Here is a 13,982-nt window from a genome sequence, read left to right on the forward strand (position 1 = left end):
CCATGTTCAATCTGAGCATTAGTTCAACTCATTGTCTCCACTAACAGACACAGAGCTCTTTGCCCACAAACTTCATGCCGTTGTAGTCCTTGGGGTTGTGGCTAGCAGTCACCATTATTCCGCCGTCTGCTCCTTTGTGAAAAGTGTTGAAATATACTTCCTAAGTCCCGCACAGACCTATATCAATCACTGAAATCCGGCAGAAGTCAATCCGAGCATCAGAGCGTCGGCTATTTCTCTGCTTTCCAGACGAACATCGAAGCCGACAACAACCGACTTTGCCCCTTTCTCTTCTGCAAAAGCTCTTCCGATAAGATAAGCGAGGTCCGCATCAAGCCTTCAAGAACTTTCTTCTTATATCATATTCCTTGAAGCAGGCGAGTTGCTCAGCGCCCATAAATATCGTCTATCCTCACAATATCATCCTCACCGACATATTCTCCGACCTGCACCTCTATCATTGCGAGATCCACTTTCCCTTCGTTTTCGAGGCGGTGCACCTGTCCGGCGGGAATGTATGTCGATTCGTTCGGGTGAACATAAAAGCGTTTATCACCAACGGTTACAGTTGCTGTTCCGCTCACCACCACCCAATGCTCGCTGCGATGAAAATGTTTCTGGAGAGAAAGCTTTCTGCCGGTTTTAACCACTATTCTTTTGATTTTATATCTGGAGGACTCAAGCAGAACTTCGTATGTACCCCACGGGCGGTGAACAAACCTGTGGGTTTCTGTAAGTTCAGGTTTAAGCTTTTTGATTGCTTCTGTAACTGCCTTAACTTTCTGCGAGCTGCCTTTTTTTGAAATAAGCAAAGCATCAGATGTGTCCACGACAAGAAGTCCCTCAATATCAACAAGGGCTATCTGCCTCTCAGAAGAGATCACAAGGTTGTCTGTTGAATCCACACAAACCAGCTCAGGAGAACCTTCAGAATAAGCAATTACAGAATTCCCATTTTCACCTGCTTCCGTCTCGGCATAAAGAGAGTCAAAGCTGCCGAGATCAGACCAGCCTATATCACAGGGGACAACCTTCACCCGATCCGATTTTTCCATCACAGCATAGTCGATACTGTCTGCGGGGATGGCGAGCATATCCTCATGCTTTATTCTGTACTGGCGCTCCTGAACTGTGACTTTGTTGTTCAATGCCGCTGCGGAGGTCTCAAATATGGCAGGAGAGTATTTTTTGAGTTCATCAAGAAATACACCTGCTTTAAAGCAGAACATGCCTGAATTCCAAAGATATTTCGCTGGGAGATTTTTCGCTGCAAGCTTTGCGTTTGCGTGCATATATCTTTCAGCTTTTTCCATTGCGGGCTTTTCTTTGAATCTCAGCACGTCCGCCCCGTCCGCCTCTATGTAGCCGTAGCCTGTTTCCGGATAGTCCGGGGTTATACCGAAGGTAACAAGGTAATCCTGTCTGGCGAGATTTTCTGCTGTTTTCACAGCTTCCTCATAGGCGGACTGTTTTTTGATGAGATGATCAGACGCAGTGACAAGAACAATCTCCTCCGGCTCAAGCAACATGCACGCCAGAGCAATAGCTGGAGCGGTGTTTCTGCCAATTGGCTCAAGGAGGAAAACCGCTTTTGAAGATTCCTCAAGCTGATCGGATGCCAAAAAAAACTGCTCTGCGTTGCAAACTATGAGTGAGGACGAGCAGAGTCTTCTGTTGCGCTCTTCCGTCATCTGAAAAAGAGATTTTTCACCAAATATTTTAACAAACTGCTTAGGAAGCATAGTGCGGCTGAGAGGCCAAAGCCTTGTCCCTGAACCACCGCAGAGAATAATATTGTTCATCTCTCCCTCATTATTTTTACTTTTTCTTTTACTACTGCATAAACAAACAATGGCGTAGATACCAAGTTCCTTTCCCATAATCTTTTCGGCTCTTTGAGAAACCTTATAAGCCATTCAAGGTGAAGCTTAATCCAAAAATTGCTGGGTCTTTTTACTAAACCAGCATAAAAATCGAATACAGCCCCGACTGAGCACGCCGTAGAAAAAAAGAGTTTATCTTTATGAATATGCAGCCATTTTTCTTGTTTCGGTGCCGTCATTCCTATAAAAAGAATATTCGGTTTAAACTCATTTACTTTTTCAATCATCAGTAGGTTATCACTTTCCGAAAATTGAGCCTTATAAAGCGGTGAATAAACACCGACTTCGATCTTGGGATATTCCTTATCTATTCTTTTCTTTATAAGCTCAAGGCACTTCTCACTTGCTCCCAGATAAAACACCCTGCCGTCGATCTTGTTCATTTCCTCAAGAAGGTATTTGTGAAGATCGAACCCGGATATTTTTCTTATTTTTCTTTTTTTTAAAAAAGATGCGGCAAAAACAATCCCGCTGCCGTCTGGTAGCAGAATATCAGACTCCTGCAATGCTTGAGTAAAAACCTTGTCTTTTGTCGCAATAATATAGGAGTGCGGATTAATGGTATTAATTATCTGCCGTTTTTCATTGCTCCCGATAGAAGTTATTCCTTCATCAAATACATTATATCCGAGTATTTCCACAAATGGACTCCTTATAGATTACATACTGAATTACTAGCATATAACAGCTTACTTGAAATATAGACAATACCGGCTCGCTGAACATGCTTGAAATAAACACTCCAAGGAGTATCGAAGAAAGTATTTTATATGAATACGGAGATTTCTTTAAAAAAATTCGATCGAGATATAGGTAAAGTGCCGCATAAACCAAAAGACCAAGCAATCCCATTTGATAAAACAATGAACCGATAAAAGACTCTCCGCCACGTGCCGCTTTGGACAGTTCGCTGACAATACCTTGTTGACCGACCGTTCCTCCAGTCCCAATTCCATTACCCATCAAGAAAGTGACAGGAGAATTCAAGGAGTTTAAAATAGGGTAAAACAGCCCCCAGACATGCTGAATTGCTCCACTGCTTGAAAAAGCAACCACTTTCGCATTTAATGCCCAAATAGCCATTAAAATAATCATAAATAATGCAACAGATGTTCTTTTAATAAGACTTTGTATATTAAATATTCTGATCAGAAAATACGAATAAAAAAAGACCATCAAGTTTAATAAAATAGCTTTAACATGAAAGAAATAGAGCGGTACAACCATGAAAGCTGAAATAAACATCAAAAGAAATACCGAGAGTTTCTTTTCGATCCAAATAAATAAAAAAAGCAGAATGCCGTACATAACATAGGCGGCTTTATCAGGAGAAAGAAAAATACCCAGCATTCGATGTGAGGTCTGTTGATTGATGATGTCATAAGTCGCAATCCCAATCGGAATTTCACCTATGCCGGAGATATTGCGGCTGTAATAGAAAATATCATAGCCAAAGTTTAAAAAGAATTTTTCAAAACCGTAAATGTCCTGTATTCCGTTTACAAGAAACGAAAGCAACATAACGACTACAAATAGCCAGAAGTTATTCTTACTGCTGCTTAAGTCTGTTCTATATCCAAGAATCAGCAGAGCAGGAAATATAAGCAGGTTTTTTATAAACGCCACTGCACCAACAACCGAGCCAGAATTAGTCAGACCGTAAACGGTTTCTACAAGCGTGATTAAAAGCATTACAAAAAAAAAGTTATTATTATAAACGTTATATTTGAGACAATATAAACTAATTATAATCAGCATTATTGCCTGAAACAAAATTGAATTAAAATCTGAGCCAGAATTCAGAAGCAGGAGCGTCATAAGGTCATACAAAATAAAATAGGAATACAGATAAATGGGTAAATCCAGTTTAAACGGCACGAATGCAAAATAAAGCAAAAAGAGCAGTATAAATACATAATGCACCGCCATCAAAAAAGGAATTATCAGGAGAAATAGATAAGACAAAACTGTTATTAAAGACAGATTCCTGCTGCTGGAAATATCCATAATATATTATGACCTGCTCAGCTTCCATTTTGTGATAATAAATGCCCTAATAAGATAAGGGAAATTCCTAATCAGCCATATTTTAAGCTTTGAGTTGAACCTAAGCCTGCTAGAGAATATATCTCTCAAAGTTAAATCTTCCTTTCTCATTGTTTTATTATATTCATAGACATTATCAAGAATATCAGTGGCATATCCACTTATTATGCGCTCCTCTCTTTTAAAAATCTCAATAAGCTTAATAAGCCTGCTTGCCCTGAAAATAACTTTATCTTTTTCATAATTTAAAATGCCGCCAAAAGTATTCGATGTGTGCTGCCTGTAAAGATAAACTGGGCTCTTTATATGATAAATAGATGCAGCATTTCGTTTAATATTCATAGCTATCCATACATCTTCAAAAGGAAGATTCTCTGGCATAGGAAAGATTATATCTGCTATCCTTCTATTGAACGACCATGACCATTTAGGAAGACTGATTAGCCCGGACAGTACAAACTCATAGCTTTCTGTTAAAATACAAGACGGAACAAGATATTTAGTCATTACACTAAGATTTTGACCTACGATATACGCATTGTGGCAATGGGCTTCATGTTTTTGAAGATTATCGTACTCTTTAAAGAAATTATTGAGCAAAACATCATCAGAATCAATACACTTGATAATATCCCCTTTTGTGAGAGAGTATCCGTAATTTGTTCCGAGGACCTTGCCGACAAACTTATTTCTGACAACTGTTATTCTACTATCATGCTCAGCGTGACAGTAGGCAGCCTCAAATGTCGAATCATCCGAATGATCATCAACGATGATAAGTTCCCAGTTAATTAGATTTTCTTTTTGCAATTCTATGATGGCTTCATCGATATACTTCTCAACATTTTTAGCCATCATAATAAAGCTGATCATGTTTTAGCACCCCCATGGCAAACGCATCATATTTTAAAATACTTTCTATAACAAGACTGTGAGAGATGATCCCCCTATTCAGCACAGCACTTAGACTGAAATAAGGTGTAAGCCTTCGGGCATACTATCATCTTTTCCCCAAAGTTGAATTCCTAATCCATTATACTATACTTTTTCTATTATCTGATAACTTACTTATAATCTTATTAATGCCCATAAATTTACTTTCTTTAAATATAAAAATACAAGCCAGCCATACAGCAAAGTTTATCACAGCACTTATAAAAAAATTTAGTATAAGTGATTCGATTTTTTGCAAGTTTAATATTGCAATATTAACGCCGATTAAAATCATACCTATGAGAAAAGGGGTTTTTAAATTCATGTAAAAATCAATCAAGCTATTCCCTAACACCTTCACAATCAACAAATAATATAACTGAATGAAATTTATGCACATAGCAACCAATATACCCACCGCAACGTATTCCAGTCTGCCGCCGACAAAAACGCCTAAGGAAATACCGGAAACCATTAAAACTCCGCTGATTAAACTAACCAGAAAAAGCACATCTGTTCTGCCGGCAGCCCGAAATATGGCTCCTCCGCTTCCGGTTATAATCTGTATAATAATTGACAATGAAAGTATTCTAAAGGTAGGAATAATATAGAGCCATTTATCGCCATACATAATGAAAATTATCTCCTTGGCGTAAAAAAATAAAATAACAACTATAGGAACACCAAGCATGGCTAGGAACTTAACGAGCCTTTTATAAACTGAATAAATTTTGTCTTTATTGTCCTGATAATCAGCAAGCAGAGGGTGCAGAACAGGCGTAAGAACATGTGTAAGGTTCATGACAGGATACATCATTAATCTATACGCCCGATCATAATACCCCAATTGTGTGGCTCCTAAAAACTTGCCTATAAGAATGTTATCTATATTTCTGGAAAAATAGTTAACAAAATTATGCAGATATTCAAATGCGGAATAACCTGCTATTTGCCGCAGCACATGAAGGCTGAATGCTTTTTTAATCTTAATTTTGCAGAGAAAGAAATAGGATGAAAACATCAGCACACTTAAGAGGATAGAATTAATCACGATTGAAAAATATGAAAACCCGTGCAAAGCCAAAATGATTGTGGCAATACCGGCGATTAAATTCATCAGTATCGTTGTTATGCCCATTGCCTTGAATCGCTTATCTCTTGTCAGAATTGCTGTCGGCACAATGTTCATTGAATTGAATAAAACTGAAATAGACAACAGCTTTCCGATTAATACGTATACATCGTTTTCATAAAAGTATGCTATAGCATAAGAAAAAAAGAAAAAAGCTGTCGCCAGCCCAAAAGATAGCAATGTGGTGAATTTGAATATATCGGAAATATCCTTGTCAGACAAGGTTTTGTGCTGAATTACAGCCGCCCCAAGTCCCATTTGACTTAACATCTGGAAAAATGTAGTAAAAACAGCAACAATAGCTACTACACCAAACTCATCAGGGTCCAGTATTCTTGCCAGAATAGCGCTTATTATCAGATTGACCGCAATGAACATATACCGGGAGACAAATGTTATTAATGCTCCTGAGATAAATTGCTGCTTTAAGGTTTTGTTTTCCATATAGTTGCTAACCTTCTTGGCGGTCAGCAATATTAAGATTCTTGAGCTTTAATTCAAGATTCGGCAAACGTGTCGCCTCGTAGACACGGGCGGCCTGAGTTAATTTGTCAGCGGCGAGCCTGTTCACCATATCCGTTTCAGAATCATATTCCTGCTCAAAATGGGTACTGAGCAGTTCTTCAACTATTTGCTCTTTATCTTCTATGTCACAGAAAGCAAGTATTGTATATGCTTCGTATATATTTATATTTTCAAATTTGTAAACACTATTTGGCTTTTTAAGACCAAGACTTTCCTCATGTTTTGTAAAATCATTTGAAAAAATGTAGTTAAATGTTGATTTAAATTTTTTAGAATACCAAAAATCATTTTCAGAAAAAACGTTTTTGAGTATCGGAAATGCCCATAGATTAAAACAATGGTATCTGATCGCTCTGATTATCTCATTCTTCCTCTGTTGACCGATCAGTAATTTAAGAGTTTTCAGGTGAGGGATGATTCCTTTTTTCCTGAATGAATGATGCCGGGATACATAATGATATATCAGACCCTTATGCCCGAATTTATGTACATTCATATTCCTGTGCAGAGCATCCAGAAAAAGCCTGACCCTGCGACCGATCTCCTCATTTTTTCCGACCCGCCAAAGCTCCGCCCCGGCTACGGCAAACCAAAGCTGATGATTAAATGTCGGGTCAATAGGCAGATAGGAACCGTCAACAGCTACACTCCGCCACAAAGCGTTTTTTTCATCAAAGGGGTGGAGCAGAAAGACTTCATCGGCAAGATTTTTAACAGCTTCCATTTGCAGCACTTCATATGCCTGAGCGAGTGCGTCAAGTGTAAAAGCCTGCCCCACAGTTCCGTTACAGAAATCCTTATGCGGGTTTTTCCTGCACCAGAAGCTTGCTCCCATCGGGCGGACTTCTTTGCTTAACAGGTAATCCACCGCCTTGGCTGCGGCGATTTTATATTTATCATCATTTGTATATGTATACACCTTCAACAAGATCATCAGCCAATGACTGGTGTTCCTGACTGGTGTTTCGGGATCATTGTAATAGACATTAGTTCCGGGCGGAAATGAGCCGTCTGAATTTTGAATTTCCATTGCAGCATCCGCTGTGCGGCGCAATAGATCATATAGTTTTATGTTAGTCTGCATTTGTCATTATTCTCCTAAGACTATCAATAAGTACTTGTATAAAATAACGAATGTTTCATGGCGGCAGGCAGTGGTGTTGTTACATTATTGAACTTAAACCTATACAAATAATCACCGTAAGCTGGTACTGCAATTATGCTGCCGTCGTCCGTGGTTACACCACCTGCACACTTAGCTTTACCCTGTTCTTCTACACTGCTTACGTGCGTCAGTATATCCTTTCCGGTATCATATTCATATATAATAGATGACGCACCGGGCATACTGTATAATTTACCGTTCAGCCCGTGTTTTGTGCCGTAACTTCCAAAAATAATGTCATTGTGAAGCATTTCTGTTGTTTGATTTTTAACGTCAATTTTGAGGATTCCTTTTTTATTACTAAATCCGTAAATGTTGCCGTCTCCACAAATCTGTGCTTCAAAAACATAGCAGTTTAATTTATTTCCGATATAACGAAACGATTTTGTTTCAGGATTCAGCACAAGCACTTTCTCATTATTTTCCGGGAAAAAATAAATATTTCCATCATAATGTAAAATTCCATTCTGGTAGCGGAATTTTATTTTCAGCGTCGATGGACACAAGGGTATCTTTTCTGCTGAATATGTATTCAAGTCCACAGCGAGTATATGATTTTCGTCTCTTGGGGGAAGATACATAAGACCGTCGGCAGTTACAGCCCCTGCATAATGATGCTCCCCTTTGTAACTTGTGTTTAACGGCACTAACGATACAGTCATTTTTTGCGGATCTATCTCTAACAGGCTGTTTGATGATCTTGGAAAACCATATATTTTATCTTTGTACACACAGCAGCTTGTCCATTTGTACGATTCACTGCCGACATCTCCGAAATAAGAGACATCATCATTTTTTATGTTGTAAACCATTACACAGTCGGCACTGTTTGGAATACAAAAAAGCATATCACCAAAAAGAGTGCCGCCGACCCATTTTGCCTTGTACCCCATTTTTTTTACTTGTATTTTTTTGATACAATCCAATAACATACTGCTATTACTGTCAGCAAAACGTAAATAATCGCCAAGGTCAGCATACTCCTTTTGTTTGACAGTGCAAACGGTACTTCGTTGTTGATAACAGTTAATGGCAGCACGGTTTGCTCTCCGCATAAACAGATCTGCCAATTTCCGAATCGATTTGTTTATTATCAAAGAGATACACCTTTATTTTTAAACTTTTCCACCAAAAACAAATATGTAGTTTCAGGCACGTAGTTTTTTATCTCTTCCCATTTGTTTTCCGCCATCAGTGCCCTGACCTTGGATGCGCTGACAACCTGCTCTCCGTCAACTGTTTTTCTCGGTATTTCGTGAAACTCAACACCCATTTCAGGCAGCAGTAACTGCATGCTTCTGTTGTACTCTGCTGTAACAACATCTATCGGCTCTTCACCTGCAAAACGTATTTTAATGCCCAACCCCTTTGCAATGTAGTTTCCGAAGGTGTGCAGGTCTTTGGTCGCATCAAAATCAATGCTCTTTTTGTAGTCCTTCATAAAGTATTCAGGGAACGTCAGAGCAGATATCATAAATTCGCCGCTCGGAATAACAAGAACGTTTTTCAGATCAGCCGTTCCTTTGCGAACAAGCACGATCCTGTCATCAAATTTGAAGAAGGATCTGTCCTCCTGAAGAACAAAGACATACAGTCTGTGCACTTTTTTAGAGGCGTATTCGATCAGGTATCTGTGCCCCAGTGTAAAAGGATTGCAGTTCATCACGATAGAACCGATTGTTTTTTCATTTTCAGTTAATGGGAAATCAGCCTTAATACCGTCTACATACATCTGTAGATTTCGTTGAAACTCTCCGGAAGTATGTTCGTTCAGATAATCGCTGATAAAATCGTGTCTGATATCCAGCACATCGGATGGGGCATCTTTCGCTTGATACCCGGTTTTTTCCAGCATGTCAAAGATATAGTTTGTGGAAATATCGTACCCTTCAGCATTCATGTGTCCTGCATAGTCGTATATGCACCATCTGCTTCTTTCATCATCATGGAAAGGCTTTGTACAATCAAAATAATACATACCGAGTTTCTCAAGCAGAGCCACCTCTTCTTTCAAAGGCGCACGCTCATAGAACACAACGATGTCTCTTTCTCCATAGGTCTCAGATTCGATGATAAGATTATTTAAGATTAAATTATCATCTGCTCCCCAAAGTCCATGGTTTATAACTTTAATAGGTTTTGAACACTGATTGAGCTTTCGCTGCAACAGGCTTGGTACAGTGTTTCTGTCATCAACAGCATACCCGAAAGCTCCGCAACGACCGTAAACATGAATTGTTTTTTCTCCATTATTGACCGCATCAACGACCACACGACGACCATTAATAATATTGACCAGCTCAGACTGCATATCCTCATGCCCAAATAAACTGCCGCGCTTGATCACCTGAGTAATAGCCTTTAAGGCATCAACATACTCTTTTGATGCCTTTTCACCCAGTATTTCTTTAAAATGTTTTTCATATTTATCGTAATCTTCAGACATTGTAGGGAAATCAAGATGTTTTTCTCTTCTTTCCTGAGCTGAATCAGAATAATATTCCTTATCAAGAGAGTCGGTACGCCCAAAGAAATAGCATGGAACCCCCTTTTTTGCTAATTTCTGCATTACCTGATAAAGCAGAAAGAAATATTTGGCATCCTCAATCCCTTTTTTCATCGATTTTGCAGGTAACCCAAGCATATTTAATATTTTTCTGAGATATCTGTTATCTTCAAGACAAACAAATTTCTTGCGGTTTCCGCTCAATGCCAGCATCAGTCTTTTAAGAGAGAAACCGAAACATGCCTGCTTATCCTGCACCGTGTTGTAGTAAAATTCTACCATCTCTCTTTCATTCATAGTTTTCCCCTTTGTTGCGCAAAATTTTTATTATAAGCTTACCAAATGGATTCAGTTTTGCAATTTTTCTTGCTATGCTTTCTTTACGCCTGAATTTAGAAAAGGTGGCATGAAATCCGCTTTTCTTCATATGGCTTAGAAACGCATTTCTATATTTACTTTCCTCAGGCGCTTTAGAGAGGTGCCTGCAACTGTTTACAGCCTCTTCCAATGATGATGGTTCAATCAATAATTCATGTTTTATCTTCTCAATGCAGGCTACTCCTTTTTCAGAGGAACAAACAACAAGTGAAATACCCAGATTTTGATTATTTTCCCTGAGCCCGCCCTTATATTGCCAATAATCGGCTAAGGTAATGTCTGCCGCGCGTGGCAGGCTCGCGTATCTGCATCCGCCGCATGAAGGGCGGCTGTAATACCCTGACAGGTATCCCCTGTGAATCGGCGTAGTACTGGACAGGTCCGCCTCTGATGTCCCATCCGTAAAGCATATCCTGATGCAGTTTTGGTTCCAGCCCCTGCTCTTGTCTCGGTATATTATTTCCTGAACTTTTTTGTTCCTCAGCGCTTCCAACTCATGAATATATGTTTTAAAAACATTCATGGAGGGCACACCGTGACAAACGACTTCCGCGGTCACTAAGTTCGGATAAGTTTTACAGCCGAAAAAGCCGTACAAACCAGCAACCTGACAGCCTGTACCGGTGAACAAAACCTGCCTGCCTTGTTCGAGATCTGCTTTTATCTGCCTGAAAGTTTCTTTTGTATTGCTCTCCAGATACTTTGACCTGCGGAACGGTACGCACTGCTCAAGAGATTCCGCCCGCCCGTGGTGAACATCGAATAATGACTGATGCTCAACCCCGTAAACAACGCCATGCTGTTCGATAGTATGCCTCGCAAGAGCCCAGAACACCCCGCCGGAGGAAACACTGTACAGCTGGCTCAAATCCGGCAGATAAGCGGCATAAACCCGTAAGGTGTTCCGGTTTGCTGTTCTTTCCACCAGCATATGACAACGCCGCCTGCAAAGCCCGCATCCGCTGCACAAGGAATCGTCTTTTACCGGGTATAAAAAACCCTCATCGTCATACTCCATCGAAAGGGCGCTGTTTCCGCAAACCTGAGCACAAGCGCCGCAGCCCGTACACATTTTCTTTTCATCGTATATGCGATACCCGCCGCAGTTATCTGACGCTGTATTCAAATCAGTTAACCCCTTTCAGACAGTCAAACACACTGTTTTCCTGAATTATCCCAAGCTGAGTCTTAATTTTTTCCCTGTTTATTCCCTGATTGGTTATCATATCGTTTATAGCATATGTTATCTTATTCACATCAATCTGCTGCCGCACATCAAACAAATATGCTGCCTGATTAAAGGCTCCAAGGAGTTCTTTGTACTTCTCAGCCCAGCCCAGCGTTATTACCGGTATTGATTCCAGATATGCGTGAACTATTGAATGATACCTTGATGCAACAATAAAATTAAATTTAGAAATCAGGTTTTGAAGTTCAATACAGTTGAATTCTTCAGAAATCAGGATAACTCTATTGTCATTTGAAAATCCGCTTTTCACTTTTTCGCAGATAGATAAGTCTTCGGTCGAATGCGGAATCAGAAAAACATTCAGATTATTTTTTAATAACTCTTTAGTAATTTCATTGAGCAGCAATAAAGTTTTTCCCCCGTTTCCGTGTATGAAGGTTTTCTCATTAGGAACAATTGCCGCCGAGTTTTGCGGAATATCCGGAAGCTGCTTTTCAGATATTCCTTGTTTAAAAATAATGCTTTTATCAATTTCATGCTTATTCTGCAAAACAAGATCAGGGCTCAGGCGAACATTTTTACAAAATTTCTGAATACTGTTCAAACCTTCTTTTTCCCGGGCAAAAACCGCTTTCGGGTAACTCAGGAATTTTTTCATAAGAAAGTTAATAAAGAGTCTTTGATAAGTCTTTGGATAATTAAACGGACCGAAGGATTGCGGAAAAATATATACAGGCACATTATAATTTTTCGCAGCAGCAATACCAAGTAAGTAGAAAACAGATTTTCTGAATCCCATCTGTGACGACAATGCCAATCCGCTTATGTCTATAAGGCAATCCGCATTTGCGAAATACTCTTTAAGCTGAGCAGCAGCATCTTTATATTGTGTTTTAAATTTTCCATAATTACGGATTTTGTTTAACAGGCGAAAAAATCTACCTGACAATGCAAGACGTAATCTTAAACCAAACTCCATGATAACAAAATTATACCTGTCTGTGTCGCCTTCTACCCGTTTGTGAGGGACAGATGAAAGCAAAACCGGAGTGGAATCAGGAAAATATCTTTTACATTCGTTAACCACTGTAAAAGTCATAGCCTGTGCGCCTTTGTTGTACATCTGTCCGCCGGTTATCAGAACATATCTCATCTCTTAAATCCTTCTCGGCAATATTACAGAAATCATGTTAAATATTTTTTCTGTTTATTGTGTTCACTTTTGTAATGGATAAGTTTTTTTAATGTTCTTAAATTCAAATCCCGCATTCTGAAAACAGGGATTTGATGCTTTGAAAATAGCTTATAAGTTGAAATGGCTTTTATTACACCAAATTCATAATTTATTGCTTTCAAAATGAGTCCTCCGCTCCTTAAGCTTTGCTTTTTTATATACCATTCGGGGGCATTGTCGTGCAGAAATTTGCAATAATCGATATGTACAGCGACTCTCGCATCAAAAACTTTTTCGCTTGTATTTTTTGTCAATGTCCCCACATCTTTGGTAACAGAATAGATTATTTCATCAGATACACTGAATAATTTCATATAATGCCCTGTTTTCGTTGAGAACATCAGATCATTTGACGCGATTGTTTCATCAAAAAAAATTCCGTTATCCTTAACAAATGAACGTCTGAACAGCTTTGACCACGGAACATAAAATTTATACCTGAGATCCAGAAGTGCTTCATCATCAGGATTTTCAATATAATTCTGAACTAGTTTCTTGTAACGTAAATGCCTATCTGAAGTTTCACCGGTTAAATTGTCTCTGCTGGTCGGAGGGAAAAAGACTATATCATTATGAGTATCAAAAAATTTAGCGACATAATCATAAAAGCCGCCAATAAAAAAGTCGTCAGCATCAGCAAAAAGAAGCCAATTTCCCTGAGCATTCATCAGACCAATGTTTCTGCAAACACCAGCTCCTTTTACACAGGAAGCATTATCCAAAAATGCAACATGTTCATACGCCTTACTGTCTCTTAAATAAGTATAATCTTCAGTAAACTTATCACTTTTATCATCAATGACTATTACCTGAACATCTTCCTGATCGGGAATAGAATTCAATAACTTAATGAGTGAATCGACAGAGTTATAATGTGGTATGATTATTGACAAATTAATCACTATAACCGCCCCTTCTATGACGCAATTTCCAGCCTCAGTAACTACCTAAATCTGTTTTCAAAAACAGGAGTATCTTCCAAAATAATTTT

General features: G+C 39.0%; 11 protein-coding genes and 2 pseudogenes. All 13 read right to left on the reverse strand.

Annotated features, from left to right (window positions below; all coding sequences use genetic code 11):
- Window positions 1-55: 55 nt before the first annotated feature.
- Window positions 56-397: pseudogene (locus EP073_RS14160) on the reverse strand (phosphomannomutase); the annotation flags it as partial.
- A complete protein-coding gene (locus tag EP073_RS12445; protein ID WP_128467488.1) occupies window positions 387-1,802 on the reverse strand; it encodes a mannose-1-phosphate guanylyltransferase/mannose-6-phosphate isomerase in 1,416 nt (471 codons plus the stop codon). The pseudogene EP073_RS14160 and the gene EP073_RS12445, both read right to left, overlap by 11 nt.
- The gene (locus EP073_RS12450) at window positions 1,799-2,524 is read right to left on the reverse strand and encodes a WecB/TagA/CpsF family glycosyltransferase (RefSeq protein WP_128467489.1); all 726 of its coding nucleotides are present in this window, start codon (window positions 2,522-2,524) and stop codon (window positions 1,799-1,801) included. Before EP073_RS12450 ends, EP073_RS12445 begins: the two co-directional genes overlap by 4 nt.
- Window positions 2,505-3,890, reverse strand: a complete 1,386-nt coding sequence (locus EP073_RS12455) for a hypothetical protein (protein WP_128467490.1) — start codon at window positions 3,888-3,890, stop codon at window positions 2,505-2,507. The genes EP073_RS12450 and EP073_RS12455 overlap by 20 nt, the downstream gene beginning before the upstream one ends.
- A gap of 6 nt (window positions 3,891-3,896) precedes the next feature.
- On the reverse strand, window positions 3,897-4,802 hold the full coding sequence (locus EP073_RS12460; protein WP_128467491.1) for a glycosyltransferase family 2 protein: 906 nt from the start codon (window positions 4,800-4,802) through the stop codon (window positions 3,897-3,899).
- Between the two features lie 160 nt (window positions 4,803-4,962).
- Window positions 4,963-6,438, reverse strand: coding sequence for a lipopolysaccharide biosynthesis protein (locus tag EP073_RS12465; RefSeq protein WP_128467492.1), 1,476 nt, complete (start codon window positions 6,436-6,438; stop codon window positions 4,963-4,965).
- 7 nt (window positions 6,439-6,445) lie between these two features.
- Window positions 6,446-7,549, reverse strand: coding sequence for a hypothetical protein (locus EP073_RS12470; protein WP_128467493.1), 1,104 nt, complete (start codon window positions 7,547-7,549; stop codon window positions 6,446-6,448).
- Between the two features lie 77 nt (window positions 7,550-7,626).
- A complete protein-coding gene (locus EP073_RS12475) occupies window positions 7,627-8,781 on the reverse strand; it encodes an NHL repeat-containing protein (RefSeq protein ID WP_128467494.1) in 1,155 nt (384 codons plus the stop codon).
- Window positions 8,778-10,487 carry a nucleotidyl transferase family protein gene (locus EP073_RS12480; protein WP_128467495.1) on the reverse strand — a complete coding sequence of 570 codons (1,710 nt, stop codon included), beginning with the start codon at window positions 10,485-10,487 and terminating at the stop codon, window positions 8,778-8,780. Before EP073_RS12480 ends, EP073_RS12475 begins: the two co-directional genes overlap by 4 nt.
- Complete coding sequence (locus EP073_RS12485; protein WP_241654002.1) at window positions 10,480-11,499, reverse strand: Coenzyme F420 hydrogenase/dehydrogenase, beta subunit C-terminal domain; 1,020 nt, start codon at window positions 11,497-11,499, stop codon at window positions 10,480-10,482. Before EP073_RS12485 ends, EP073_RS12480 begins: the two co-directional genes overlap by 8 nt.
- A 12-nt stretch (window positions 11,500-11,511) precedes the next feature.
- Window positions 11,512-11,694, reverse strand: a pseudogene (locus EP073_RS14190) (4Fe-4S dicluster domain-containing protein); the annotation flags it as partial.
- 1 nt (window position 11,695) lies between these two features.
- Window positions 11,696-12,910: a polysaccharide pyruvyl transferase family protein gene (locus EP073_RS12490; RefSeq protein WP_128467497.1), complete on the reverse strand. Its 1,215-nt coding sequence runs from the start codon at window positions 12,908-12,910 to the stop codon at window positions 11,696-11,698.
- A gap of 32 nt (window positions 12,911-12,942) precedes the next feature.
- Window positions 12,943-13,893: a glycosyltransferase family 2 protein gene (locus EP073_RS12495; RefSeq protein ID WP_164885372.1), complete on the reverse strand. Its 951-nt coding sequence runs from the start codon at window positions 13,891-13,893 to the stop codon at window positions 12,943-12,945.
- Between the last annotated feature and the right edge of the window lie 89 nt (window positions 13,894-13,982).

Origin of the sequence: Geovibrio thiophilus, from assembly GCF_004087915.1 — a bacterium.
GTDB classification, from domain to species: Bacteria; Chrysiogenota; Deferribacteres; order Deferribacterales; family Geovibrionaceae; genus Geovibrio; species Geovibrio thiophilus.

Excerpts from the sequence above, each read along its gene's own strand:
- EP073_RS12445 (WP_128467488.1), bottom strand. The coding sequence starts at position 1,802 with ATGAACAATATTATTCTCTGCGGTGGTTCAGGGACAAGGCTTTGGCCT.
- EP073_RS12455 (WP_128467490.1), bottom strand. The coding sequence starts at position 3,890 with ATGGATATTTCCAGCAGCAGGAATCTGTCTTTAATAACAGTTTTGTCT.
- EP073_RS12460 (WP_128467491.1), bottom strand. The coding sequence starts at position 4,802 with ATGATCAGCTTTATTATGATGGCTAAAAATGTTGAGAAGTATATCGAT.
- EP073_RS12465 (WP_128467492.1), bottom strand. The coding sequence starts at position 6,438 with ATGGAAAACAAAACCTTAAAGCAGCAATTTATCTCAGGAGCATTAATA.
- EP073_RS12470 (WP_128467493.1), bottom strand. The coding sequence starts at position 7,549 with ATGGAAATTCAAAATTCAGACGGCTCATTTCCGCCCGGAACTAATGTC.
- EP073_RS12480 (WP_128467495.1), bottom strand. The coding sequence starts at position 10,487 with ATGAATGAAAGAGAGATGGTAGAATTTTACTACAACACGGTGCAGGAT.
- EP073_RS12485 (WP_241654002.1), bottom strand. The coding sequence starts at position 11,499 with ATGCTGGTGGAAAGAACAGCAAACCGGAACACCTTACGGGTTTATGCC.
- EP073_RS12490 (WP_128467497.1), bottom strand. The coding sequence starts at position 12,910 with ATGAGATATGTTCTGATAACCGGCGGACAGATGTACAACAAAGGCGCA.